Source organism: Rhodocytophaga aerolata (assembly GCF_030503435.1).
Lineage (GTDB): Bacteria > Bacteroidota > Bacteroidia > Cytophagales > 172606-1 > Rhodocytophaga > Rhodocytophaga aerolata.
In genome coordinates this window covers 84,269-111,157 of sequence record NZ_JAUKPO010000020.1, presented here as the reverse complement: position 1 = coordinate 111,157, position 26,889 = coordinate 84,269, and the positions used below count along the sequence as shown (strand labels likewise).

The window sequence follows — 26,889 nt, the reverse complement described above, 5'->3', positions numbered from 1 at the left end:
ATTTTCTTATGAAATCAGAAGAAAAAATTAATTTGCTTTTAGGAAAAGACTATGCTGGTGAGTCCGTCTTTCAGCCGGAGAACCTGCTACGGGAAGCCCGAAGGCAGAAAAACATTCCCAAAGGAAGCATTCCTTCGGTCTGTGTGCTAGATCCGGATGGAGACATCGTACGCTATTTGATCAAAACCGGGCAGGCTAGCGTCAATCCGTGTTGGGCCTGCTATCACACCACGTTGTATGATTTCTCTTATCAGGGAATGAGCTTTGGCATTATCGGTTGTGCCGTAGGGGCTTCCTTTGCTGTCCTACTAGCCGAGCAGTTATTTGTTTCTGGCTGCAGGCTCCTTGTCAGCATTACCTCAGCCGGCATTATTACCCCGCTGGAAAGCGAGCCTTCCTTTGTGCTCATTTCCGAAGCCATACGCGATGAAGGGACTTCCTATCATTACCTGCCACCTGAGAAGCCTGCAACGCTATCTGCTGATTTATTGATTCCCTTATCGGCTTCCTTTGAAAAGGCAGGATTAATGGCTGTAACCGGCAAGAGCTGGACAACGGACGCCCCTTATCGGGAAACAGAAAAGGCCATTGCAAAGGCAAGAGCCCAAGGAGCTTTAGCCGTGGAAATGGAAGCGGCAGCCTTATACGCTTTTGCCCAAGCCAAAGGAAAGCCGGTGGTCTGCTATGCCCATTTAACCAACTCAATGGCCCAGCATGGGGAGGACTTTGAAAAGGGAGCTGAAAACGGTAGCCTGGATTCCCTAGCACTTCTCTATCATACGGCAGCTACCTTGCTTCCTATCATTTCTAATCACTATGCAAACAAGGGTTTACACGCAAACTAGATTAGGCTTACGGGAAAACTGGCAGCAGTTTACCCTCCTTGTCATTATCAATGCTTTTGTGGGTGGTATGATTGGCCTGGAACGGACGCTATTACCCGAGCTAGCTGAAGGGGAATTTGGGCTAGTAGCTAAAACAGCCCTACTTTCCTTTATTGTGGTCTTTGGCCTTACTAAAGCCCTTACTAACTACCTGACAGGCGCCTTAGCCAATCAAGTAGGCAGAAAGAATTTACTCGTCTATGGGTGGTTATTCGGCCTACCTGTACCCTTAATTCTGATGTACGCACCTACCTGGAACTGGATCATCCTGGCTAATGTACTGCTGGGCATCAATCAGGGTCTTGCCTGGTCTTCAACGGTAGTGATGAAAATTGACCTGGTAGGGGAGAAAAACAGAGGGCTTGCTATGGGGATCAATGAATTTGCCGGGTATTTGTCCATAGCAGCCGTTGCATTTCTAACTGGCTGGATGGCCAAGGAATATGGGTTAAGGCCATATCCGTTTGTCATAGGGATCATCTTTGCCCTGTTAGGGCTACTTGGCAGTATCTTTCTAATAAAAGACACGGCTAGTCATGTAAAGCAAGAAGTGAAGTTCTCTTCGCAGCCCCTTTTACCAAACGTTTTCTGGGATACTACTTTTCGGCATTCTAACCTCGGTGCAGTCACGCAGGCAGGCTTAGTGAATAATCTAAATGATGGTATGGTATGGGGGCTTTTGCCTGTTTTGTTAAGTAGTAAAGGCTTTTCTTTGCCTCAGATCGGTCTCATTGTGGCGACTTACCCGGCTATTTGGGGGGTTGGGCAACTCTTTACTGGTGCCCTAGCGGATAGGTTTTGTAAAAAATCATTACTCTTTCTAGGTATGTTCTTCCAAGGGCTAGCAATTATCTTTTTTCCCTGGGCAACGAGCCCCTCCCATTTTATGGCTATTGCAACCGTGTTAGGCTTGGGAACAGCTGTAGTCTATCCCACCTTTCTAGCTGCCATTGCCTCAGATACCCATCCCAATCAGCGGGCAGGTAGTATGGGTGTATTCCGTTTCTGGCGGGATTTAGGCTACGCTGTCGGTGCTTTGCTTACCGGAGTACTTGCCGATACATTTGGTGTTTATTACGCGATGCTAGTAGTAGGAGGAATTACTATCTTATCTGCCCTGGTGATTGGCTACCGAATGTCCTGTGGAAAAAAACTGGCCTATATATGATTCCTACTTCAAAGTTTTCATCCTAGTTTCCTAGCGTTAATATGCTCTTTCAAGCTAATATGCTCTTTCAAGCTAAGTAGAAAGCTTCTGATTCATCTACATTGGACTTCCTCCAACAAGTAAAAGCTAAGTTAAGAGCTGTTTGTATGGTAGCAGTTAAACGCATACGTATGCTCTAGAAAAATTAAGCTAAATTAACTTCCCCTTTGTTGAAACTTCACTTTTGGGCAAGAGAGGAAAAATATAGAATTCAATGACCTTTCCTTGAAAAATTGTCTTTCCCCTTTTGTTCTCTCTTTATTTATGGAGGAATATCAAAAGGGTAGTAATTTCACTTGAATTATCCTTTTAACAGCCATACTTTAATCGAGAGAATTTCTCAGAGCTCTGCCCCGGGGTTATTCATTGATGAACTACACATCAATGCAGGTAAGCAGATTACCTATAACTACTTTGATCAAAACGGCTTCTCTATAGGTTTTGGCTATCAACTTAGTAAGACATTACATACTCAGCTTGGCTAAATGAATTTATTTCAGCAATTACCCACAGAAAACCGTTTCAATCATAATCATACCATCCGCCTCATTTCTTCAATATTATTGATTTAAGAAAGACAAATATTGGCTTAATAATGCACCATAGCATTAAAATTCAGAATTAACTCAGAATTCTTCTCTAAATTTTAAGTTTTAAATCACTTTTTATTTTACAGTATGCAGCCAACCTTAACACCATCCACTCCAGTAACGAAACCTAGTTTTAAAGAAGCTTTTTTATTCTGGCTAAAATTGGGCTTTATTAGCTTTGGAGGACCAGCAGGACAGATAGCCATTATGCACACATTCATCGTAGATCAGAAAAAATGGGTGTCTGATTCTAAATTCCTGCATGCACTTAATTACTGTATGTTGCTTCCAGGTCCAGAAGCACAGCAATTAGCCACGTATATTGGTTGGCTATTGCATGGAGTGAGAGGAGGGCTTGTAGCAGGAATATTATTTGTATTACCTTCCATTTTTATTCTACTAGGCCTAAGTATGATCTATGTTACTTTTGGTACGATTCCTTGGGTGTCAGCTCTTTTCTATGGATTAAAACCTGCTGTAGTTGCCATTGTCATACTGGCTTTAATAAAGATTGGCAAAAAGTCTCTGCTTACTCCTTTCCATTATGCCATAGCGGCACTGAGTTTTATAGGCATATTTTTCTTTAATATTCCTTTCCCCTATATTATCTTAGGAGCTATCCTGATCGCACTCATTGGTCAGAAATTATTTCCTTCTTTATTAAAACAAAAAAAAGAAGAAGGTAAGAAGGCAGCTAATGAGGATGAATATTATTTAAATTCTAATAGCGTAGTAGCGGGGACAGGATTCAATGGGAAACGCATTATTAAGCAAACGCTGATTGCTTTACTGCTTTGGATAGCGCCTTTCATTTCATTTTATTATCTGACGCAGGATTTTACTTTTTGGAAAAACTTATCCTTGTTCTTCACCAAGGCTGCTTTAGTCACCATTGGAGGAGCCTATGCGGTGCTTCCTTATGTAGCGCAAGTAACGGTGGAGAAGTTTGGATGGCTGAGTAATTTGCAAATGATAGATGGCTTAGCTTTGGGCGAAACTACGCCAGGCCCACTGATTATGGTGCTCGTTTTTGTTGGCTTTATGGCCGGCTTTAATCATTTTAATGGCTCCTTGCTGATGGGGACTGTGGGTCTGCTTACTACTACTTTCTTCACGTTTCTACCCTGTTTCCTTTTTATACTAGTAGGAGCCCCTATTATTGAAAAGACCCAAAGCAATATGAAAGTTAAATCTATTTTAGGTATTGTAACGGCTGCTGTCGTAGGGGTTGTATTGAATCTGACTGTATACTTTGGTCAGGCCGTTGTATTCCCAAAAGGAATGGCTGCAGGGGTTGTTGATTATTTTAGCCTGGCTTGGATTATTATTTCCTTTATAGCCATGTACGGGTTCAAGATGGATATGATTCCCTGGATTGGCATAAGTGCTTTAGCAGGTCTGTTACATTATTTTATACTAACCTGATTGGTATGCAGGCTCTTTGAGCTGTCTTATAAACTGTTTACTCACTGGAGCTTTTCTGAAAATAGGTACTAGCCATAAGTTTATTTAGGTCATTTAAATAGTTTAATAATCAAGTAATAAAAAATAGTATGAAGCCATATTCTATAGCCATACTAATTTATGGCGAGATCAACTCAGATAGAAATGCCTTAACTGAGGAAAAGTATAAGGATTTAGCAAGTGCGTTTTTATCAGAAGGGTTCCATGTCCAATCCGTATTATATAATGATGAATCACTTGATACATTGTATAGTGATCTGCTCAAGTTTGATGCCCTGTTAGTTTGGGTGAATCCCATTGAGCAAGGAAAAGATCGAAGAAAACTAGATGCCCTACTTGCTAAAGTATCCGATCAAGGATGTTTTGTTTCCACTCATCCGGAAGTAATATTGAAAATGGGCACGAAGGATATTCTGTATAAAACAAAAGATGTGGGTTGGGGAAGTGAAACTGACATGTATACAAGCTTTGAGGACTTTGCTAGGCGGTTTCCTGAGGCATTGCAGAGATCGGGTATAAAAGTATTAAAACAATACCGCGGTAATGGAGGCAATGGTGTGTATAAAATTATACAAGGTAGATCAGCAGATGAGGTAACTGTTATTCATGCTAAAAATAGCGGGGAAGCTAAAACTCTTTCTTGGAATGACTTCTATAGCGAGTTTAAACCCTATTTTTCGAATAATGGCTTGCTAATCGAACAAGCATGGCATGAAGGGCTAATCAATGGGATGGTCAGATGTTATGTATCCGGAAATAAAGTGGCCGGATTTGGCTATCAGGAAATTGTTGCGCTGTATGAAATAGCGATCAATGGCGTTAAAACAAGTTTGCCCCCAAGTAAACGTTACTATTTCACCCAAAACTGCGGTTTGTTTAATGATTTGAAGCAAATCATGGAAAATAGCTGGATTCCTCAATTGCAAAAGAGCCTAGCCATTTCAAGTGATAGGATGCCTGTGATTTGGGATGCTGACTTTTTTATAAACGATAGTAATCACAATATGGCTGTTGGAAAATACACCCTATGTGAAATAAATGTGAGTTGTGTTTCGCCTTTTCCACCCAGCGCTATTCCATTCATTGTAGAAGAAGTAAGTCATAGACTTATGAAAAAAAAGAACTCAAAAGATTATATTTCTTAATTTATTTCGCATACCAAATGGTTTGGTATAATGGTGGTAGCAAAAATACGTGATAGCTTCTGCTTTCTGTTCATAGATTGGCAAAAGTGCTTTAGCAGGGCTATCTCATTACTTAACTAGTAATTTTACTTAAAGAATTCCCGGCATCAAATAAATCTCTTATTATATATTATTTTTTATACTGTCTAAGATTATGAAAATCAAAGATTTAATAAAAACAGGTATCTGCTTACTTATCATTTTAATTGCCGCCTATGTAGATTCATTGGGACAGTTAAGTCATTCACATACTAAAAGTAGTATAAATCAAGTAGATACTACTCAAGCAGATACTACTATTACTACACATGAACTACAAGAACTGATTAAAAAAAGATCAAAAGTAAGAATACTGGATGTGCGGTTAAAAAAAGATTTTCAGGCTGATCCTCAATTATTACCTACCGCAACCTGGCTTGATCCAACTAATGTTGAAGAATGGGCAAAAGTACTTCCCAAAGATAGTCTTATCGTTGTCTACTGTGTACATGGACATAAAGTAAGCCAGGGTGTAACTAACCGCCTATTAGAGTTAGGTTATCCTGTACAACTATTATCAGGAGGCATTGAAGCTTGGAAAGAGATGATAAAAGCTAGAGTGCCCCTTAGGTGAGTCTATCATCCACTTCAGTTTTGCAGATTATTAACAATATGGTGTAAATCATGAAAATTCTCATTGTTGAAGATGAACAACCACTTTTAAAAAGTATTACTTCTTATTTCTCAGAGGAGAATTATGTTTGCGAAGGAGTAGCTACTTTTAATGAAGCTATCGAGAAAGTTCATTTGTATGATTATGATTGTATCTTGCTTGACATTACCTTGCCTGATGGCAATGGCTTAAAAATTTTAGAAGCGTTAAAAGCACAAAAAAAAGCACAAGGCGTAATTATTATTTCAGCTAAAAATTCACTCGATGATAAAATAAATGGTTTGGACTTAGGAGCGGATGACTACCTTACTAAGCCTTTTCACCTTTCTGAACTCAATGCAAGGGTAAAAGCGGTTATCCGAAGAAAAAAGTTTGATACCAATGATGTAATTGAGCTTGGAAACATTCAAATCAATTTACTTCAACGCGTAGCTTTTGCTAATCAAACCCCTTTGAATTTAACAAGAAAAGAGTTAGACATTTTGCTGCATTTAATAGCAAATAAAAACTATGTGGTATCTAAATCCTCATTAGCAGAACAGCTGTGGGGCGATCATATAGATCAAGTAGATTCTTTTGACTTTTTGTTTACGCATATCAAAAATCTGAAAAGAAAATTAAGTGGCGCAAGTGCCAGAGTGGAGATTAAAACAGTATATGGTATTGGCTATCAGCTCCTAGAAACATGAAATTGTTAACCCTTACTACCAGGTATTATTTGCTGCTTTTCCTCCTTATTTTAGGAATATGGTCTTTAGTTTTTTATGCAGTGATGAGATATGAAGTATATGAAAATTCAGATGAAATTTTATTAAACAGGAAAAATCAAGTTCTTGGTATCATCAAGCAATCCCGAGAAGTTCCACTTGCCAAGGATGAATACAATGATTTTGTCATTCATCCCCTTTCTTCAGGGTTATTGCCAAATACACAAGATATGTATGGAGATACGCTCATCTATGAACCTACCGATAATGAATTTGACGAGTATAGGAAATTAACCACCAGGTTTACCTTTGACAAAAAGTCTTACGGGATGGTTATCTTTAAACCAAGACTGGAAACGACAGAGATCGTCAACACCATTGCCATTACTTTATTATCTCTCTACGCTGTATTAGTTCTAGCCTTAGCCTTCACTAGCCGTAAGCTTTCAAAAAAGTTGTGGCAGCCCTTTTATTCTACACTTAACCGATTGCGGGAGTACCGGCTGGATCAAGAATCGTCCCTTTTGCTTGATCCTACTAGGATAAAGGAATTTGAGCAGCTGAATCAATCTATAGAGCAACTGACAGGTAAGAACAGGCAAATCTATTTAAATCAAAAACAATTTATTGAAAATGCGTCTCATGAAATTCAAACTCCATTAGCCATTATTCAATCCCAAATTGAACTACTATTTCAAAACTCTACTCTGGAAGAAAGCCAATCGGAGATTTTACATGAAATTCTTTCTCAAACTGACAGATTGTCTAAGCTAAATAATGCCTTACTACTATTATCTAAAATTGAAAACAACCAATTTTTTGATAAAACAAGAGTGCTCATCAAGCCACTGGTTGAGAAAATTCTAACCTATTTTGAGGAGCATACAGAAAAGTATGCCTTACAAGTAAGTGTAGATATCCCGCTTAATGCACATGTACATACTAATCCGATGCTGATGGAAATATTGCTGAGCAACCTAATAAAAAATGCTTTTGTTCACAACAAACAAAATGGGTTCATTCGGGTTGCCGTCATTGAAAAAATAATTCTTGTGGAAAATACAGGTGAAGAATTAGCTATTTCTCCAGACACTCTCTTTGAACGCTTTAGAAAACAATCAAAAAGCAAGGGTGCCCTAGGCCTTGGGCTGGCTATTGTAAAGACCATTTGTGAAATAAATAAATGGAAGGTGAATTATAATTACCAAGATAATTTGCATAAAATCTCTGTTCAGTTCTAAAAATTCAGATTTAACTCAGAATTGGTATTTAGTTTTGGTTGCACATTTCAAGTAACTATCAAAGTTTTACTTTAAATGGTAAACCTCCTTTTACATGAAAGAAAAAGACTTATACCTTAAAAGTTTATTACTTTTATTTTGCTTTCTTTGGCTTAATTTCCTATCTATTGCACAAGACTCAAAAGATAGTCTTTCACTTAAGCAAGCGCTTCAACTATCGGAAGAAAATTATCCCTCATTATTGGCAAAGCGTCATTTAGCACAGGCATCAAGGAATAGGGTTGCTGTCGAAAAAAAAGATGCGTTGCCAAAGTTAGACCTGCATTTGCAAGCTAATTACGCTACATTGAACAATATCTATGGAATATTTTATCCACAAGATATTGTTCTTCCTATTTCCGGGCCGGTAAGTAATACCAGCAATTATGATCCTGTATTTGGCTCTGCAGGTGGTATCCGTTTAGCATGGGAGCCTATTACTTTTGGGCAAAGGAAAGCCAGTATAGATCAAGCTCAATCAGAGTTCCGCGAAACACAGTCCGAATATACAAATTCTATATTTGAGCATAAAATTCAGGTAGTTGAGACATATCTTAACTGGCTTACTGCCCAAACAATGCTTAAAGTACAGCATTCAAATCTGGAACGTACACAGGTGCTCTATACGTCAGTACATACATTAGCTCTTTCTGGATTAAGGCCCGGAGTGGATACTTCTATGACAAAAGCGGAAATAGCCAAAGCAACAGTAGAATTGAATAAAGCCGTAGAAGCTGAAAAGGTATTCCTGCTCAGGCTAAACCAAGAGATAGGATACAATAATGATAGCATCAGGCTATCATCAGGGAAGGTGTTTTCTATAGGTTCATCTTCCACATACTCCTCTCTTCCTAAAGCCAGCTCACATCCTATTCTTGATCTCTACCAAGCCAGAATAGATATAGGTAAAAGCAGGAAATCTCTTGTCAACCGGTCTTATGCTCCTAGGCTATCCTTCTTTGCTACAGGTTTTGCCAGGGGATCTGGTGGCGCTATTAATGAAAATTTTGATTATAGCATGAGTGGGCTTTCTTTCACTAAGTATAATTATGCAGTAGGGGCATTACTCACTTTCCCTATTCTTGTGTATCCAAAGATTCGAAGCCAAGGAAGGGTAGAAGACGAAAAACTCAAAGCGCAGCAGTTGCTATTTCAGGAACAACAACTCAAGCTGGATAGTGAAATAAAGGTAGCTGCAGTCAACATACAAACGGCAATCGAAAACATTTCTCAAACAGATTTACAACTCAGTGCTGCCCGTGATGCTTATTTTCAAATGCAAACACGCTACCAGGCAGGACTTACTACCTTACCAGAATTATATCAAAGCTTATACGAACTGAATCGTGCTGAATTAAATTATGCTTCCGTCATTATTCATCTCTGGAAAGCTAAATTATACCAATCTTACATTAAGGGAGATCTGTCAGAATTTCTAAATGAGATTGAGTGAAAAGCAACATTAAATAAAATAAATACCACTTAAGCTATGAATTTAATAACCGGCGCCTTACGAAAGCCTATTACCATTATAGTGGCCATCATCGGAATTTTGTTTTTTTCTGTACTTGCAATCCGCAAGATGCCTATTGACATATTCCCCCAATTGGGGCTTCCCACAATCTATGTTGCCCAGCCCTATGGTGGATTATCGCCCCAGCAAATGGAAGGTTTTGTAACTTCTTACTACGAATATCATTTCCTATATGTTACCGGAATCAAGTTTGTTGAATCTAAATCCATTCAAGGAGTTACATTAATCAAGCTCCAGTTCCACCCCGGAACGGAAATGAGCCAGGCCATTGCCGAAGTAGTTGCCCAGGTAAACCGCTCCCGGGCTTTTATGCCTCCAGGTACGGTTCCCCCTTTTGTGGTACGCTATGATGCAGGTAGTGCTCCGGTGGGCCAGTTGGTATTTCAGAGTGAAACCAAGACATTAGGTGAGATTCAAGACTTAGCCTTGTTTAAGGTCCGCCCTCTCTTTGCTTCTTTACAGGGGGTGTCAGCTCCTCCACCATTTGGTGGCAGCCAGCGGACAGTAATCATAAAAGTAGACCCTGAACGAATGCGCAGTTATGGTTTATCACCAGATGAAGTAGTACAAGCTTTAGCTAATGGAAATACTATTTCTCCTTCCGGGAATATCCGCGTAGGTGATCAGACCCTAATTACCCCTCAAAATTCTGTTGTAAGCAACATTAAGGAGCTGGGCAATATTCCTTTGAAAGCTGTAAGCGGTCCAGCTGTGTATCTAAAAGATATCGGTTCTGTAGAAAATGGTGCTGATATTACTTCAGGTTATGCTTTGGTAAATGGTAAACGCTCGATATACATCCCTGTAACTAAACGCTCGGATGCATCCACCTGGGATGTAGTGCAACGTATAAAGAAAGAGTTGCCGGCTATGCAAGCTGCTATTCCTGAAGATATTAAAGTTTCCTATGAATTTGACCAATCCGGCTATGTCATTAACTCACTTAAAAGTTTATTATTTGAAGGCGGATTAGGTGCCATACTTACAGGCTTAATGGTGTGGTTATTTCTTGGGGATAGGAGAAGTGCCATTATTGTAATAATAACTATTCCAATCGCTATCCTTACAGGGGTTATTTTTCTCTATGCATTTGGACAAACAATCAATATTATGACGCTTGGTGGATTAGCTTTATCTGTTGGAATATTAGTGGATGAAGCCACTGTAACCATTGAAAATATCCATAGACATTTAGAAATGGGTAAGCCCAAACCAAGAGCGATCTTGGATGCTTGTAAAGAAATTGCTTTACCTAAGCTATTAATTCTTTTTAGTATACTAGCCGTGTTCGTTCCATCCTTTTTTATGACCGGTGTACCAAGATCCATGTTTATGCCTCTTTCTTTAGCGGTAGGTTTTGCCATGATTGCTTCTTTCCTGCTATCCCAAACCTTAGTTCCTGTACTTGCCAATTGGATGCTGAAAGATGAACTGCATGAAAAAAAACATACAATTAAGCCAAGCAGATTCTCCTTTGAGAAAATCAAACAGCGGTATAATGAAAGCCTTTTGCCGCTTTTCAAGAGAAAAACAATGGTAATTATCCTTTATACAGCAGTAGTTTCACTGCTAATAGTTGGCTCATTTCTTCTTATTGGAACTGAAATATTCCCAAAAGTAGATGCCGGGCAATTTCAATTGCGTTTAAGAGCGCCTACCGGAACAAGAATTGAACGTACAGAAGACTATACATTGAAGTTAATCGAACGCATTAAGACCTTAGTGGGCGGCGAAAATATAGAAATATCTTCTGCTTTTGTAGGTGTACAACCCCCTAACTATCCTATTAATACAATTTATTTGTGGACAAGCGGCCCGCATGAAGCTGTACTTACAGTTAGACTTAATTCCGGATCAAATATTTCTATTCAGGAACTGAAGGAACAAATTAGAAAAGATGTAGCACAAACCATTCCTCAGATTACGCTTTCTTTTGAACCAGGCGATTTGGTCGATCAGGTGATGAACCTAGGAGCTACTACACCTGTAGACATTGCGGTTATAGGTAAGAATCTTTCACAAAGCCGGGAATATGCTGATAAGATTAAGAAAAATTTGCAAAGTCTTTCCTATTTGCGCGATGTACAGTTTGGCATACCCCTCGACTATCCCAGCTTGCAAGTAAATATTGACCGGGTGAGGGCTGGACAGTTAGGTCTTACAGTAAATGACATTAGCAAATCGCTTGTTGCGGCTACTTCTTCCAGCAGATATACACAACCTAATTACTGGCTGGATCAATCCAGTGGTACATCCTACCAGGTACAAGTAGAATTGCCTCAATATCAGATGAGTACTCCACAAGATATTGAACAAGTTCCTCTCTCAGGTAAAGGTTCACAGACAGCTTTTGTGCGGGATGTAGCCGAGTGGAGCAAAGCTAGCTTGGTAGGAGAATATGACCGGTTAAATCAGCAGCGCTTTGTAAACATTACAGCCAATATAGAAAATAAAGATTTAGGAAGTGCTGTGAAAGACATACAGAAGCAAATTGATGCGCTGGGAGAGATTCCTGCAGGGCTAAAAATAGCCATTCGTGGACAAGCAGAATTACTAGAGCAAACCTTAAATGAATTAGGAACAGGTTTATTATTAGCTGTGGTGGTCATTTTTCTATTATTAGCTGCTAATTTTCAGTCTTTCAAGCTATCTGCCCTTATTTTAACTAACCTGCCAGCTGTTCTGTCTGGCTCGCTGTTATTATTGTTGCTGACAGGTAAAACACTCAATATACAATCTTTTATGGGTTGTATTATGGCTATTGGTGTTTCAGTTGCTAATGCCATTTTACTGGTAACGAATGCTGAGATGATTAGGCGGGACACATCGCATACTGGTAATGTGGCCTTAGAGGGAGCCAATACACGTTTAAGACCAATTTTAATGACAAGCCTTGCTATGATTGCCGGGATGATTCCTATGGCCATAGGATTAGGTGAAGGAGGTGAGCAAACCTCTCCTTTAGGTATAGCAGTCATTGGTGGCCTTTTATTTTCCACACTTAGTACACTTTTTGTAATGCCACTTATCTATGATGCTCTTACCCAAAGGAAAGCCTATATAAGCAGATCACTTGATCCCGATGATACAGAGAGTAAATATCACGGCATGTAGTATATAAATTCATGAAAGCATTAAAATCAAAGAGATTAAAATATATTTTTAGCAGATTATGAAAAAAATAAGCTTTTCCTTAAAGTTAGTCATACCTCTACTATATCTGCTAGCTTGCAATGGTAAGGAAGAAGGTGAAAAAAAGCAGGTTCAGTCGGCTTCAGTTACCAAGGCAGATACAGTTCATGCTTTTATTTTAACATCACAAAAGCTATCTAAAGAAATAACCTTACCGGGTGAATTAAAACCTTATGAGCAAGTAAGTCTTGTTGCTAAAGTGAGCGGCTTTGTCAAGAAAATAAATGTAGATATTGGCTCTGAGGTTAAAAAAGGGCAGATACTTGCCATATTGGAGGCACCTGAAATGGATGCCCAGTTAGCTGAAGTGAATTCGCGCTTACAAGCTACAAAAGCAAAATATACCAGCAGCTTAGATACCTATACACGCATACAAAATGCATCCAAGAAGCCGGGAGTAATCGCCCCAAGTGAATTAGAACGCACAAAAAATGTAATGCATGCCGATAGTGCAGAATATGAATCAATGAAGGCACTCGTTCGTTCTAAACGAAGTTTAGACGAATATTTAATTATCCGGGCACCTTTTGACGGAGTAATCACTATGCGACATGTTCATCCGGGAGCTTTAGTTGGAGCAAACAATAGCCAGCCTTTACTCGAAATGGAAAACAATAAAATACTTAGACTTGCAGTAGCCGTTCCTGAGGCCACTGTTGGTAACTTGTTAACCAGTAAAGAAATCTTTTTTACGGTAAGAGCTTTTCCTGGAAAAAAATTTCCTGCTACACTTGCCCGCAAAACCAACAGCGTTGTCTCTAATAACCGAACAGAGTTATGGGAGTTTGACGTAAGTAATCAAAATGGCCAACTTAAGCCAGGTATGTTTGCTGATGTAAAAATAAATATGTCACGGCCTGATAGTACATTTCTTGTGCCCTCTAAAACGGTAGTAACTTCACAGGAAAGGAATTTTATAGTTCGAATAAAGAATAGGCAAACTGAATGGGTAGATGTAAGCAAAGGAATGGCCTTGGATGATAAAATAGAAATATTTGGTAACGTTTCTGCTAATGATACACTTGCACAAAATGGCAGTGAAGAACTGAAACCAGATAAAAGGGTGGTAGTAAGGATAACAGAGCCAAAGTAGCCCATTCAATGTCTTTTATTGAAACTAAAAAGCTTCAAGAGGGTTCACAAAAGGCCATTGAAACACTAGCCCGGTGGAGCTATGTAGTAAAAGGCATATTATTTTGTGGCGTAGCTATATTAGCTGTTTTATCTGCTATTGGCTTAAGCAGCCAAGATGCTAACCGGAAAGAGATCTTAAAAACCTTATTTAACCAACCTTTGGGTCAAATCCTATTAGGCTTGATTACAATAGCTTTAGGGGCCCATACCATTTGGCGAATGTTCGAGGTATTCTCCGACCCGTATGGCAAAGGGACAAATTTAAGTGGACTTTTGCACCGGTTTACTTATTTGCTCAGTGGTATATCCTATGCAAGTTTAGCATTAACTGCTTTAAAGCTATTATTAGGAAATGGAAGTGGCCCAGAAAATGAAAAGCAAATTTGGATTGCTGCCATTTTGCAAAGGGAAGGCGGTGAATGGCTAGTAATAATAGCAGGAGTTATCATGGTAACCTGGGCCAGTGTACAAGGCAAAAAAGCAATAAAGAATGGGCTATACAAAAGCTTGAAAACAGATCATCTAAGCCGTTTCTGGAAAATTATTATTCGTTTGAGTGGGGCCATCGGTTTTACTACTCTAGCTACCTTATTAACTGCTATAGGTGTGTACACTTTAAAAGCTGCCTTTACCCGCAATCCTTCCTGGGTAAAAAGTATGGATGATTTATTTAAACTCATACTACAGCTTCCTTACGGGCTAATGTTACTGTATTGCCTGGCAGGTGGTTTATTTATATTCGGTTTATTTATGTTTGTTATGGCCAGGTACTTTCCCTTTAAACTGCATGAATAGGTGAAAAGAAAATTATGTTATCACATGTAATTATTCTATAGTTAAACGAAAATAATTTTCCATCCTTCTAAAAATTCAGATTTAACTCAGAATTGGTATCTACCTTAGCCTTTGTAGTACTATAAAAATAAAACCCAAGGCTATGAGCAGATGCATCTTTATTTTATTTCTACTGACCATAAGCGCTTTCCTGTTTTTGAGTTGCAGCACTCAATCTAGCGATGAAGTAGTCATTTATACTTCTGTAGATCAGGTGTTTGCAGAACCCATTCTGAAAGATTTACAGCAAGAAACTGGCATTACGGTGAAAGCGGTATTTGATACAGAAGAAACTAAATCTACAGGCGTTCTTAACCGCTTGATTGCGGAAGCTGCAAATCCCCAATGTGATGTTTTCTGGAGTGGTGATCCGGTAAGGGCAAATGTATTGAAGCAAAAAGGCATCAGTGAGCCTTACCAATCAAAGGTAGCAGAAGGTATTCCGGCTTATTTTATTGATCATGATAAGCACTGGACAGGCTTTTCTTCCAGAGCACGGGTACTTATTTATAATAAAAATTTAGTGCCATCAGATAAGATTCCCTCCTCCCTTCTTGATTTGACCAAAGAAGAATACAAAGGAAAAGTAGCTATTGCTAACCCTTTATTTGGTACTACTTCCTTTCATATAGCTGCTATATTCTCAGCGTTAGGAGATGAAAAAGCAAAAAAGTGGCTCTCTGACTTAAAAGCCAATAACGTGATTATTGCTACAAGTAATGGAGATGTAAAGAAACGCGTATCTAATGGAGAAATATGGTGTGGATTAACCGATACAGATGATGCCAATGAAGCCATCAAAGAAGGTGCGCCAGTAGGTATCGTGTTTTTAGGACAATCTGATATTGGTGCATTAATTATTCCTAATACCGTCTCACTGATCAAAAATTCACCTAATGGGGTGAACGCTAAAAAAGCCATTGATTACTTAATCAGTAAAGAAACACAACTCAAACTGGCTAAATCCTGTGCACAAATGCCTTTAAGTAAAGGTGTGGAAGTTCCACAAGGCGTGTTCTCCTTAGATAAAGTAAAAGCCATGCAGGTGAATTATGATCAGACCTCTAAAAAGCTGGAGGAAATACAAAATTATTTAAAAGAATGGGTAGAGAATAACAGCTAATGAAGTAATAGCCCATGAAAAGAACCTACCTGATAGTTTTATCCTTGATTTTTATCGCCCTAGCAATACTCCCCTTATTGAGCTTGCTTTTTGGCTCATTATTTAGGGAATGTACCATTAACTTAGATAATTATATAGGATTAATTCAAGGACGAACACTCCAGTTGCTGCTTCAAAGCATCTTGATAGGAGTAGCTGTATGCTTTCTATCTACTATTTTAGGACTTGGTTTTGGATTTCTACTGATTAAGTCTCATTTACCTAATAAGGCGCTTTTTAAAGTACTGCTGCTTATTCCACTACTTTTGCCTTCTTATATTACGGCCGTAGCCTGGGTTGATTTCTTTGTTTTTCTAGGTATTAGCTCCGCTTGGATTTATAGCAGGGTAACTGCCATATTTGTCTTAACCCTTATTTATACTCCCCTTGCCGTACTTATCTTTTCTGCTGCCCTGCAGAATATCAATGCAGGTTTGGAAGGGGCAGCTTTATTGATTACTAATTATAGAAAAGTGTTTTTTACAATCATTCTTCCCTTAATAAAGCCGGCTGTTTTTTCTTCACTATTACTTATTTTCATTTTAAGCATTTCAGAATTTTCCGTACCTGCTTTCTTATCAGTTGATGTGCTCACTACAGATATTTTCATTCAGTTCTCTGCCTTTTATAACTACAATGTAGCTATTGCCCAATCAAGCTTACTTATTCTACTATGTGTGATTGGGCTCATCATAGAAAGAAAGCTCTTAGCCGATACCCCTTTTCTAACGGTTACTGGAAAAAGTCATCACTCCCGCTTAGCACCAGTTCCACAAGCTACCTATGTACCCCTAGCTTTGGCAATAGGCTATGTTCTTTTTTCAATAATCATTCCCCTTGCTGTTTTAATTGCTCAGTCTTTAGCAGGTGGCAGAGAAAATTTTTACAAAGCGCTCTCCTATTTATGGGTTGAGCTGGGACAATCCTTACTTTTTGCAATAACAGGGGCAGCCATCATTGCTTTTGTTGGATTTAGCTTCGCTTACCTGAAAGCAAGGCGCTCCTATGGCTGGATAGATTTTATGCTAATGCTCACTTTTGCTATACCCTCTGTTGTAGCAGGTATAGCCTTGATCAATTATTACAATACACCTTTTTCTAACTTTATCTACGCTACTCCGGCTATCATCTTTATAGCCTATCTGATGAGATTTGTACTTGTAGCCGAAAGAATACTAAATAACCGCCTCATTCAACTTCCTCAAAGCTTAGAACATGCAGCAAGTATATGCGGTGCGGGAAACTATCTTACTCTGCGAAAGATTACTTTGCCCCTGATGAGCGAAGCCCTAATGGGTGCCTTTATTATTAGTTTTATATTCTGCATAGGGGAACTAGGAACCATTATTATGGTATATCCTCCGGGAACAGCTCTACTGCCAATCAAGATATTTACTATTATGGCTAATGCCCCACAAAGCCTTACAAGTGCTATGTGCCTGATAGTTTTGCTATTCACTACGAGTGTATTAGGCGGGATTTTAGGTCTGTGGCAGTTGATTAAAAGAGCAAGATTTATGGTTTATGATGGAAGTTGAATTACAAAACATAACCAAGTCCTATGGAAATAAAACCGTACTCAAAGATATTCATCTTGCTTTGCCTAATGGAAGCTTCACTTGCTTACTAGGCAGCTCAGGCTCTGGAAAGACAACTATTTTAAAATTGCTTGCAGGCTTCGAACTGCCTGATAAAGGGGATATATGGATAAGTGGTGAAAAAGTAAGCAGTAACAATAAGCTACTTAAAGCACCTCATGAGCGGGGAATTGGATACATTTTTCAAGACCTTTCTCTGTGGCCGCACCTTTCGGTAATGGAAAATATTGCTTTCGGTTTGAAGATACGCAAAGTAGCTGCCTATAAAGATAAAGTAATGGAAATGGCCCAAAGATTAAATATAGGTGAGACGCTATCAAAGTATCCCCATCAGCTTTCAGGAGGACAACAACAACTAGTAGCGATTGCAAGAAGCTTAGTGCTAGAGCCAAACCTGTTACTGATGGATGAGCCTTTAGCTAACCTGGATGTAAAACTAAAAAAAGTGGTAAGAGAGAAGATATTAGAATTAAAAAAGCTGCTCTCAATCAATATTATCTACGTCTCCCATGACCATAGAGAAGCATTTACCATGGCAGACCAGATAGTAGTGCTGAATGAGGCTCAAGTTGAAGCGGTAGGAACACCCCAGCAAATAAGAGAATCACCTAGTGAATTTATAAAGTATTTTATTGAACTATAATACACTATAACTATAAACATAAACTTATGAAAAAAATAATCTTTTTAAAGTCTTTACTTATCCTTTGTCTAGGGTGTAATCAAACCAATCAAACCGGAAGTGAAACTAGTCAAGCTGAGGGAGTAAATAACGAGGTATCTGCTGTGCCTGCAGTAGACTCATCCACTACTAGCACAAATACTACTAGCACAAATAGTGAAACTATGCGTATAACTTTTGATGATGCCCCCACAGGCAAACTGCCACAGGGATGGTCTACCCATAAAACCGGACAGGGAAACACCATACGCTGGGAAGTAGTAGAAGATGCTGGCAACAAAGTTTTTGCCCAGCTGACAGACAACAATCCAAGTAATCACTTTAATGTAGCTACTCTTGATAATGTTAATGCTCAAAATGTGACGTTAGAGACCCGCTTCAAATCTATCAAGGGAAAAATAGATCAGGGTGGCGGATTTGTATGGCGTTTTAAAGATGCTAACAACTATTATATCGTAAGAGCCAACTCTTTAGAAGATAATGTAGTGCTATATAAGGTAGAAAATGGAAAAAGAACAGATTTGCCTTTGGTAGGTAAAGGAAGGACTTACGGTGCTGATGTCAAAGTGCCAACTAATAGCTGGCATACCATTAAACTGGAAGCCAAAGATAACTTATTTACCGTTTTTATCAATGGAAAAGAATTATTTCAAGTAGAAGATCAAACCTTTACTAGTACAGGAAAGGTAGGGTTTTGGTCAAAAGCCGATGCTGTCACTTATTTCGATGATCTGCAAATTACAGTAAATGATTAAACAATTTGCAAAGCTATAAAGTAGTATCTGTAAAGGCTATATCATTGATACAGTTCAATTACTAACACCTAAATCATAACAATTAATTATATGAATAACAATCAATTTAGCCGCCGTAAAATGCTTCGTGCTGCAGCATTAGTAGGAGCAGCCAATTTTGTAGGATTTAAATCCCTGGAAGCCTCTCCTATAAAAGGCAAAACTCCTCCACTTAGTGCGCAGGAAATAGCTGCTATTGAATCGGCCATGGGTAAAAAAGGAAATTACAACCAGGAGCAGGCCGTACATACAACTCCTTTGCCACGTAATGATCTAAAGGTGACAGTCAAGGGAGATGCCGTACCCATACCATTTGGCTTTGGTGGCTGGGCATCCATCAAGAAAACAGTAGATGGTAAAATGGCTGTGCTCATGAGTGATACAGTGCTCTTAGAAGAAGAAGTAAATCCTCTAATTTCTGCTGCTCATGCCAATGGACTGGAAATAAGCGCTATCCATAATCACTTCTTTTATGAAGAGCCCCGCATTTTCTATATGCATTTGCATGGTATGGGTGAGCCTGCTGATCTGGCTAAAAAGTATGCTGCCACTATCAAAGACAGTAAAATTTCACCTGCGAATCAACCTACTGCCGCCTCTTCTCCGGCTAAAACAGGCAAAGAAATATTTGATCTGCCGGCACTGGATAAGATTGTGAAATATAGTGGTGCGGTGAATGGGCCTACTTATAAGTATACAGTCGGAAGAGATGATCTTAATGTGATGGCCATGGGAGCAGAAATGACAGCCGCCATTGGCTTAAATTCCTGGGCAGGTTTTGCCGGAACACAGGAAAATGCTCATGTAGCCGGAGACATAGCTATGCTAGAAGCAGAAGTAAACCCTGTGATCAAGGCTCTCAGGCAAAATAACCTGGAAGTAGTAGCACTGCACAATCATATGCTGGGGGATGATCCACGCATGATCTTTTTGCATTATTACGGACGAGGCCCAGCCACAAAGCTAGCACAAGGATTCCGGGCAGCATTAGATCAATTAGGTAAGCACAAAAATGGAATGCAGATGAAGCATTAACATGAAAAGCTCTTCAATAATTATTAGGGTACTAAGGCTTTGAAATAGATCACCCGTCAACGCCCAAAAATTGACCGGATCACCTACCCATGGTTGATCCGGCGATTTGGCAACCCTAAATTTAAATAAATTCTATAGCGATGATTTTTGCCTAGAAAGACTTTTGCGATAATAAATGATTCAAGTAAAGAATTTGGTTGTAGGATTTGAGAAAGATATTGTATTGAATAATCTGTCTTTTGAAGTTGAGAAGGGAGCAAAAGTTGCTATAAAAGGGTTGTCCGGTTCTGGTAAGAGTACGCTCTTGAAAACGTTGATGGGCTTTATTATTCCACAAAGCGGTGAAATTAAAATCTTAGGTAAACCATTACACAAAAACCACATACTCTATATACGATCTAATATTGCCTGGCTGCCGCAGGAGCTAAACCTTTCCTTGAATAATGCCCGTGACTTATTAATAATGCCTTTCTCATTTGCTCGTAATAAAGCCTTAACTCCTGATGAAAAAGACATAGAAAGTATATTCTTTGATTTAGGATTGGAATGCAATCTGCTAAATAAATCATTACATGAAATTTCAGGGGGACAAAAGCAACGGATTGCCCTAGCATCTTGTGTGCTACTCAAAAGACCTTTACTTTTTTTGGATGAACCAACTTCCGCATTAGATGCCATTTCCAAGCATAAAGTGATCAGTTATCTATTTGGCAACCCTGAACTGACCATCCTGTCACTATCTCATGATGAGGATTGGATTAGGCATTCAAGCTTAGTTATTGATCTAAGCTCATCTGAAACCCGTGTAAATCAACCATAAGATGAATAGTGCAACAGATATAGATTGGTTTGATTTAGCTGTAGGGTATCTATTGCTTGTATTACCTCTTTGGGCAATAGCCTATTTCCGAACGGGCCTTGTAAAAGATACGTTGATAGCTATTGCTAGAATGAGCGTACAATTATTTTTGGTAGGCCTATATCTTGAATTTATTTTCAAGCTGAACAATATCTGGATTAACATGCTATGGGTGCTTTTGATGGTACTTTTTGCTACCTATACCATTATAGGCAGGAGTGCACTCTCCTATAAAATTTACTGGTTTCCTTTATTCTCTGCAATAGCCTTAAGTTTGATAGTAGTAATAGGGTATTGTTTCATTGTTATACTCAAACCGGATTATTTTTTTGAAGCAAGGTATCTGATTCCTATCGCAGGAATGCTACTTGGAAATTGTATACAAAGCAATATCATCGGTTTAAATGCATATTATAGTCGTCTTCGGGAAGACCAACTTCTTTACTATTATGCCCTGGCTAATGGTGCTACCCGAGAGGAAGCTTTGATTCCTTTCATGCGTGATGCTTTGAGAAAAGCAGCTAACCCTGCCATTGCTAGTATGGCTGTGATCGGTTTGGTATCATTGCCTGGGATGATGACAGGTCAAATCTTAGGAGGCAGCAATCCGGGTGTAGCCATAAAATACCAGATAATGATCATGATTGCCATTTTTACAGCCTCTTTGCTCACCGTAGTCTTGACAATATTTATAGCGAATAAGTTTGCTTTTGATGACTTTGATAATTTCAAATCGAATGCAGTAAAAATTCTTTAGCCCTTATGTAGCATGCTTTATATGCAAACTCAAGTCGTTAGTTTATGATAAAGATCAATAATCAACTGTACAGCTATCCCTATCTAATGATAGTATTTGCATGTTTAGCTTTACATACTAAAGCTCTATCACAGCACAGTAGCCCAGATACGATCATTACCTTCTTTTCAGAAAAGGAAATCCTTTTAGATGGGGTGCTCAATGAATCTGTATGGGAACAAGCTATGCATATTTCAAACTTTACACAGCGGGAGTTAAATGTAAATCAGCCTGCTACAGAACGCACAGAAGTAGCTCTCGTGTACACAGAGAAAACCCTCTATATTGGTATCTGGTGTTATGACAGAGAAGCTGATAAAATTGTAGCCAGGGAGCTCAAAAGGGATTTTGAGCATAGCAGAGAAGATAATTTTGAAGTCATTATTGATACCTACCATGACAAGCGCAATGGGTTTCTTTTTATCATCAATCCCAATGCTGCCCGTAAAGATGCCCAGGTGCTTGATAATGGAGAGAGCTTCAATGTAAACTGGAACGGAGTATGGAATGTGAAAACTACTATTTCTGATAAAGGATGGTTTGCTGAAATGCAAATCCCCTTCTCCACACTCAAATTTAGAAGCGGACTAGAGAGGCAAGTATGGGGAATTAACTTTGAGCGCAATATCCGCAGGAAAAGAGAGCAATTACTCTGGCAGGGGTGGTCAAGAGATTCAGAACTGGAGTTTGTTAACCGGGCAGGAACCCTTGTAGGGCTTAACCAAGTGGCAAGTAAAGCCTTTGTAGAGGTAAAACCTTACTCAATTGGCGGGGTGCAACTAGAAGGAGATAATGACAAAGGAATATTTAACCTTGGAGGAGATGTGAATTATCTGGTCACACCTACCCTTCGCTTAAATCTTACCGTGAACACAGACTTTGCCCAAGTCGAATCTGATAGGCAACAAATTAATCTCACCAGGTTTCCTCTTTTTTTTCCTGAAAGAAGAGAGTTTTTTCTGGAAGGACAAGATTACTTTGATATGGGGCTTGGGGAGAGAATCATTCCTTTTTATAGCCGCAGAATTGGATTGAATGAAAACAGGCAGACTGTACCCATCCTTGCCGGTGTACGCTTACTTGGCAAAGTCAATAACTCCACCATTGGAGCAATGAGTATTCAAACCGCCGAGCAGGATGGGATAAATGGAGATGTATCTACACCCACTTCTAATTATACGGTGCTTAGCTGGAGGCAGGATGTTCTTAAGCAATCAACGGTTGGTATTATGAGTACCAACAAATATGTTAATGGCAGGCTTCATAGTACGACTGGGGGGTATGCCCGATACAGCACAGCCAACTTATTTGGGAACAAAAACTTAGTAGTGGGTGCTTCCTACGCACGAAATTATAATTCTGATAGCTTGTCAGCAGATGCTAGCGCTCACCGTGTGTTTGTCTCTTATCCTAATGATAGAATACAATTTGATGCAGCCTGGAGTCGAAATGCTACCAATTTTAATCCGGAAGTAGGATTTTTGAGCCGAAGCAATTTTCAGGAGTTCTATACCGAGCTAGAGTTCAAGCCCAGGCCGAAAAACTTTTTAAGATGGATCAGGCAGTTTAGTCTGAAGCCTTTAGACATGAATTATTTCATCTATGATAATACAGGTAAATTACAATCCTTTTCCTACGAAATAAGGCCTTTAGGCTTTGAGACACGCAGCGGAGAATTTTTTGAATTTAATATTCAGCGAAGAGCAGAAGGCTTACAGGAACCTTTTGAAATCAGGGATAGTATCATCATCCCGGAGGGTGATTATTGGCAGACACGTTATGAAATTCAAGCAGAGACATTTTCGAGCCGGGTATTTTCTTTTGGCACAGCTATCAACTGGGGTAAGTTTTATAACGGCAAAAGTGTGGAAAGTGAGCTAGGAGTAAACTGGCGGGCTAACCGGTATTTTAATGTGAATATGATTTATGAACATAATTGGGTAAACCTGCCGGAGGGAAGTTTTCAGACAAATCTAATAAGTAATCGCATTGAGTATGCGATTAGTCCGAATGTATTTGGTTCCTTCTTTACACAGTGGAATAATGAAGATGAAGAGGTGATACTCAATTACAGGCTACAGATTATCCCTAAAATTGGAGCCGATTTCTTCTTTATTGTTAACCAATTATATGATACATCTGGTAAACAATGGAAACTTGCCCAAACGGTTGTAATAGGCAAACTCATATGGAGGTTTGCGTTATGAAAAATTATCTATTAAATGTAATTCTATATTTGGCAATAATCATATTTGTCAATGCCTGTACTTGGCAAATGGAAAAATCAAAGGAAGAAAGTGATAGGGTAAAGAAGGAAATAAAAAGATTGAAAGATTCTATTGAAATAAATACACAATACAAAGTACAGCCACAACTTCAGGAAAAGACGCAATTAGAAGATACACTAAATCAATTTATTAAGCCTTTTAGAATCCAAATTGATATAATAAATAGAGAGCTTGTATCTACAGAAAAAGAGTATGAGAATAAACTAGCAAAGGTAAAGGAGCAACATTTTGTTAAGCATGGACATAATCCAAATTCTTATACTTCTTTAGAGAAAATCATTGATAATCTCCAAGCTCAAAGAGAAAATAAAAGAAAGAAATATCAAGATGAATTGGAAGTAATAGAAAAAAAATATAAAACTCATGAGTTTTATATGTTGACTAACAAGCGAATATCATTTTTAAAGCTTTCTATTGATGAAATAAATAAGAGAACAAATATAAAGTATAAAAAGAGAATTAAAGAACTTGAGGATACCTTAACAGTTTTAAATAACTGATTTCAAACCAGTTATAAAAAATTCAAGCTAGCCATAGCACATTTTCAATATGAGAATTCTACTATTAAATATATTCCTTTTATTATTTATTAGCTATGATGTCTTTTGTCAAAATATAGTAAAAATTGCTATATCTGTAGATTCAGAATATGCACTTCGAGGAGTAAAAGAAAGATATTCAAAATTTACAAAGAATAAAATTGAACTACATATAGCTTCTTCTAAAACATTAGCCGATCAAATAAAAAATGGGACTCAATATGATATTTTTATATCGGATGATTCTACAATAACTGAGAGCCTATATAACGAAGGTTATATATACCAACCTAAAACTTTTTGTTATTCATTAATAGTCTTATGGACACCCTTCGATGATGAATTTTATGCATTATATCCACAATTAATTTTAGATCCTTATATAGATAGAATAGCTGTTTCTAATTCCTCCAATGATCCATATGGAAGAAGGACTTTAGATATTATTAGGCATTATAAGCTTGAAAAAGCGGAAAATAAGATTATTTTCGCTGAGAGCCTATTTGGTGTTAGCAAATATATTTGTGCAGAAGCTGTTAAACTAGGTTTTACAACCAAAGCTTTTGTTGTAAGTAAAGAGATGCAAGAAATAGGTAAGTGGGTAGAAATAAATAAATCAACCTATCAACCCATTCCTATACAAGTAGCCTTACTTCGGAAAACAAATAATACAAAACTCAGCTGGGCATTATATTCTTATTTGTTTAAAAAAAAGGCTCAGAAAATTCTGAAAAGAAATGGGTTTGAAAAGTTCAAAAAGCTATGAAGGAAGTAACATTTTTTGCAGCACTCTTAGGCAATTGCATTCTGAGAGCAGCCAGTTCTCCAGCTCTTGCATTACCCGAAAGGTCTTTTACTGGGTTACACTTCAATATCTAGTTCTATGCAGCGGGCCATCATTTTCACATCTTCTTCCTTCAGGCAAGCTGTAGAACACTCATTACAGGCCACCCCACAAGCAAGGCAGGCATCAATACATTCTTTATATTTCTCGTTAGTCATAGTAAGTAAAGGTTTAAATGGATACTATCCGTTTACCTACCAAGTAAAGGAGGTAGTGTTTGGTTTTTCTTACTTTTTATTCAATGGCACCTATGATGAGTATACAAAGTAATAGCTAAAGTGAGGATCTAGGCAACTTTTATGTTTTCTCCAAAGTTTGTATTCCTGCATTCTCAGGAAAGTTGTTGAGTTTGTGATAACTTAAATGATTATGCTTTGCTAAAATAATTTATGCCAAAAAAGCAATAAGCAAATAGGATCTAAAAAGTAAAGCAAATTCCTTATTTAATTGTTACAAACAGGTTTAAAGGGAGAGTAAAAAATTATATCAATCAAATAATAGATCGTTTATCCTCAAAAGATAGCTTCTCTTCAATGCAGACAATAAGATCTTGCAGGGTGACTAACGATTCCAGTTCTTCATCAGAAATAGTGATATCAAATTGTGTTTCTACATCCACAATGAGTTCAACCCTATCTAAAGAGTCTAGCCCTAGCTCTCGGATCAGATGGGATTGTGAAGTAATGAGCCTTTTATCAACTCCCATCTTTGTTTGTAAAATATCACTTACTATTTGCTTGACATCCGGTATGCTTTGTTTCATCTGAATAGGATATTTTTAAGTAAGATGCCCCTATTTATTGTACACTTTATACACTCAATATACTATAGTTTTTCCTACCTAAATTATCCATCGTCAACTCATTTGCCCTATATGAAAGAAAACGAGTAGGTTAGTGGTTTTTACTTAAATGTAACATCATTATATATAGTGGCTAAATAGGTTCTCCCGAAAAAGTTCGAATGAACCCCTATGAAACGGTGCCATTGGCGTCTTTTTACCAGATTATATAACATCATTGAAAAGTATGCCATTAAAGGCAACTACTATCACATCAACTGCCCTTTAACTGTCTGCCCAAGTCTTGCTTTTGACAAATGATCTATAAATGAATTTTTTATACTGCTTGTGAAGGATCTGTCTCTATTGGAATACTTCTAAAGAACTCTGTTAAACGTCTGCTAGAATAGGTGCCAAAGGCATCGATAACTACGCCTTTTTCCCCTCCTTCACATTCAATGGCATAGATTACTGACATATCCCCAGGATTAGAAGGACCTTCAAACCGGTAGTGCTCCCGTATTTTTAACTCTTCACTCCTATACTCTTTACCACTTGAAAGATTTAAAAGCTTGCATTCGGGTGCATCTTCCTCCCTGGCAGGATCATCATTGTTTACTATTTTGAAATCACAGTTGTATCCTCTTGCTTTCAAATCATTAGTTGCATCAACTAAATCGTTATAGTCTTTACTGGAAGTTGCCATACAATTAATTGTTAAGTTTGTTTTTTCATAGACTATTGATCGTCTTCCAGCCCTTACTCTTTCAACTACTTTTTGTTGCCTAAAGCTTAAAATAAATACATCTTTTCATTCATAGCCCTTCTATCAACCAATGCTTATCTGCT

Annotated in this window: 26 protein-coding genes; 23 read left to right on the top strand and 3 right to left on the bottom strand. The window is 38.3% G+C overall.

The features are described 5' to 3' along the window. Positions 1-8: 8 nt before the first annotated feature. The 23 genes from Q0590_RS25315 to modA all read left to right on the top strand — a co-directional run bounded on the left by Q0590_RS25315 (position 9) and on the right by modA (position 25,181). Entirely contained in the window at positions 9-845 is an 837-nt protein-coding gene (locus tag Q0590_RS25315; protein ID WP_302040424.1) for a nucleoside phosphorylase, read from the top strand. Then, positions 817-2,052, top strand: a complete 1,236-nt coding sequence (locus Q0590_RS25310) for an MFS transporter (protein ID WP_302040423.1) — start codon at positions 817-819, stop codon at positions 2,050-2,052. The genes Q0590_RS25315 and Q0590_RS25310 overlap by 29 nt, the downstream gene beginning before the upstream one ends. A 335-nt stretch (positions 2,053-2,387) precedes the next feature. Then, entirely contained in the window at positions 2,388-2,576 is a 189-nt protein-coding gene (locus Q0590_RS37600) for a DUF2490 domain-containing protein (protein WP_366970511.1), read from the top strand. 192 nt (positions 2,577-2,768) lie between these two features. Further along, on the top strand, positions 2,769-4,106 hold the full coding sequence (chrA, locus tag Q0590_RS25305) for a chromate efflux transporter (RefSeq protein ID WP_302040422.1): 1,338 nt from the start codon (positions 2,769-2,771) through the stop codon (positions 4,104-4,106). A gap of 128 nt (positions 4,107-4,234) precedes the next feature. Continuing rightward, positions 4,235-5,290, top strand: coding sequence for a Cj0069 family protein (locus Q0590_RS25300; RefSeq protein ID WP_302040421.1), 1,056 nt, complete (start codon positions 4,235-4,237; stop codon positions 5,288-5,290). Positions 5,291-5,483: 193 nt separating this feature from the next. Continuing rightward, positions 5,484-5,942 carry a thiosulfate sulfurtransferase GlpE gene (locus Q0590_RS25295; RefSeq protein WP_302040420.1) on the top strand — a complete coding sequence of 153 codons (459 nt, stop codon included), beginning with the start codon at positions 5,484-5,486 and terminating at the stop codon, positions 5,940-5,942. A 50-nt stretch (positions 5,943-5,992) separates the two neighbouring features. Then, positions 5,993-6,670 carry a response regulator transcription factor gene (locus tag Q0590_RS25290; protein WP_302040419.1) on the top strand — a complete coding sequence of 226 codons (678 nt, stop codon included), beginning with the start codon at positions 5,993-5,995 and terminating at the stop codon, positions 6,668-6,670. Then, on the top strand, positions 6,667-7,929 hold the full coding sequence (locus Q0590_RS25285) for a sensor histidine kinase (RefSeq protein ID WP_302040418.1): 1,263 nt from the start codon (positions 6,667-6,669) through the stop codon (positions 7,927-7,929). Before Q0590_RS25290 ends, Q0590_RS25285 begins: the two co-directional genes overlap by 4 nt. Positions 7,930-8,023: 94 nt before the next feature. Further along, on the top strand, positions 8,024-9,421 hold the full coding sequence (locus Q0590_RS25280; RefSeq protein WP_302040417.1) for a TolC family protein: 1,398 nt from the start codon (positions 8,024-8,026) through the stop codon (positions 9,419-9,421). Between the two features lie 36 nt (positions 9,422-9,457). After that, a complete protein-coding gene (locus tag Q0590_RS25275; protein ID WP_302040416.1) occupies positions 9,458-12,616 on the top strand; it encodes an efflux RND transporter permease subunit in 3,159 nt (1,052 codons plus the stop codon). A 58-nt stretch (positions 12,617-12,674) separates the two neighbouring features. Continuing rightward, positions 12,675-13,787 carry an efflux RND transporter periplasmic adaptor subunit gene (locus Q0590_RS25270; RefSeq protein WP_302040415.1) on the top strand — a complete coding sequence of 371 codons (1,113 nt, stop codon included), beginning with the start codon at positions 12,675-12,677 and terminating at the stop codon, positions 13,785-13,787. Positions 13,788-13,795: 8 nt separating this feature from the next. Then, entirely contained in the window at positions 13,796-14,623 is an 828-nt protein-coding gene (locus Q0590_RS25265) for a DUF1206 domain-containing protein (RefSeq protein WP_302040414.1), read from the top strand. A 142-nt stretch (positions 14,624-14,765) separates the two neighbouring features. Next, a complete protein-coding gene (locus Q0590_RS25260) occupies positions 14,766-15,785 on the top strand; it encodes an extracellular solute-binding protein (RefSeq protein WP_302040413.1) in 1,020 nt (339 codons plus the stop codon). Positions 15,786-15,799: 14 nt separating this feature from the next. Continuing rightward, the gene (locus tag Q0590_RS25255; protein ID WP_302040412.1) at positions 15,800-17,362 is read left to right on the top strand and encodes an ABC transporter permease; all 1,563 of its coding nucleotides are present in this window, start codon (positions 15,800-15,802) and stop codon (positions 17,360-17,362) included. Further along, positions 17,349-18,065, top strand: a complete 717-nt coding sequence (locus Q0590_RS25250; RefSeq protein WP_302040411.1) for an ABC transporter ATP-binding protein — start codon at positions 17,349-17,351, stop codon at positions 18,063-18,065. Before Q0590_RS25255 ends, Q0590_RS25250 begins: the two co-directional genes overlap by 14 nt. Positions 18,066-18,091: 26 nt before the next feature. Continuing rightward, the gene (locus tag Q0590_RS25245) at positions 18,092-18,859 is read left to right on the top strand and encodes a 3-keto-alpha-glucoside-1,2-lyase-like domain-containing protein (protein WP_302040410.1); all 768 of its coding nucleotides are present in this window, start codon (positions 18,092-18,094) and stop codon (positions 18,857-18,859) included. Between the two features lie 90 nt (positions 18,860-18,949). Continuing rightward, a complete protein-coding gene (locus Q0590_RS25240; RefSeq protein WP_302040409.1) occupies positions 18,950-19,933 on the top strand; it encodes a DUF1259 domain-containing protein in 984 nt (327 codons plus the stop codon). 48 nt (positions 19,934-19,981) lie between these two features. After that, entirely contained in the window at positions 19,982-20,062 is an 81-nt protein-coding gene (locus Q0590_RS37595) for a chromate resistance protein ChrB domain-containing protein (protein ID WP_366970513.1), read from the top strand. Between the two features lie 46 nt (positions 20,063-20,108). Then, entirely contained in the window at positions 20,109-20,753 is a 645-nt protein-coding gene (locus Q0590_RS25235) for an ABC transporter ATP-binding protein (protein WP_302040408.1), read from the top strand. 1 nt (position 20,754) lies between these two features. Then, positions 20,755-21,549 (top strand): ABC transporter permease, encoded by a 795-nt coding sequence (locus Q0590_RS25230; protein ID WP_302040407.1) that lies wholly within the window; start codon positions 20,755-20,757, stop codon positions 21,547-21,549. Between the two features lie 86 nt (positions 21,550-21,635). Further along, a complete protein-coding gene (locus tag Q0590_RS25225) occupies positions 21,636-23,795 on the top strand; it encodes a DUF5916 domain-containing protein (RefSeq protein ID WP_302040406.1) in 2,160 nt (719 codons plus the stop codon). Next, positions 23,792-24,376: a hypothetical protein gene (locus Q0590_RS25220; RefSeq protein ID WP_302040405.1), complete on the top strand. Its 585-nt coding sequence runs from the start codon at positions 23,792-23,794 to the stop codon at positions 24,374-24,376. Before Q0590_RS25225 ends, Q0590_RS25220 begins: the two co-directional genes overlap by 4 nt. A gap of 49 nt (positions 24,377-24,425) precedes the next feature. Then, complete coding sequence (gene modA, locus Q0590_RS25215) at positions 24,426-25,181, top strand: molybdate ABC transporter substrate-binding protein (protein WP_302040404.1); 756 nt, start codon at positions 24,426-24,428, stop codon at positions 25,179-25,181. Between the two features lie 95 nt (positions 25,182-25,276). Here the strand turns inward: modA and Q0590_RS25210 are convergent, their stop codons facing one another. From Q0590_RS25210 to Q0590_RS25200, 3 genes are all read right to left on the bottom strand, one after another. Then, positions 25,277-25,417, bottom strand: coding sequence for a four-helix bundle copper-binding protein (locus Q0590_RS25210; RefSeq protein WP_302040403.1), 141 nt, complete (start codon positions 25,415-25,417; stop codon positions 25,277-25,279). A 332-nt stretch (positions 25,418-25,749) separates the two neighbouring features. Further along, positions 25,750-26,022, bottom strand: a complete 273-nt coding sequence (locus tag Q0590_RS25205; protein ID WP_302040402.1) for an acyl carrier protein — start codon at positions 26,020-26,022, stop codon at positions 25,750-25,752. Positions 26,023-26,377: 355 nt separating this feature from the next. Then, positions 26,378-26,746, bottom strand: coding sequence for a phosphoribosylpyrophosphate synthetase (locus Q0590_RS25200; protein ID WP_302040401.1), 369 nt, complete (start codon positions 26,744-26,746; stop codon positions 26,378-26,380). Between the last annotated feature and the right edge of the window lie 143 nt (positions 26,747-26,889).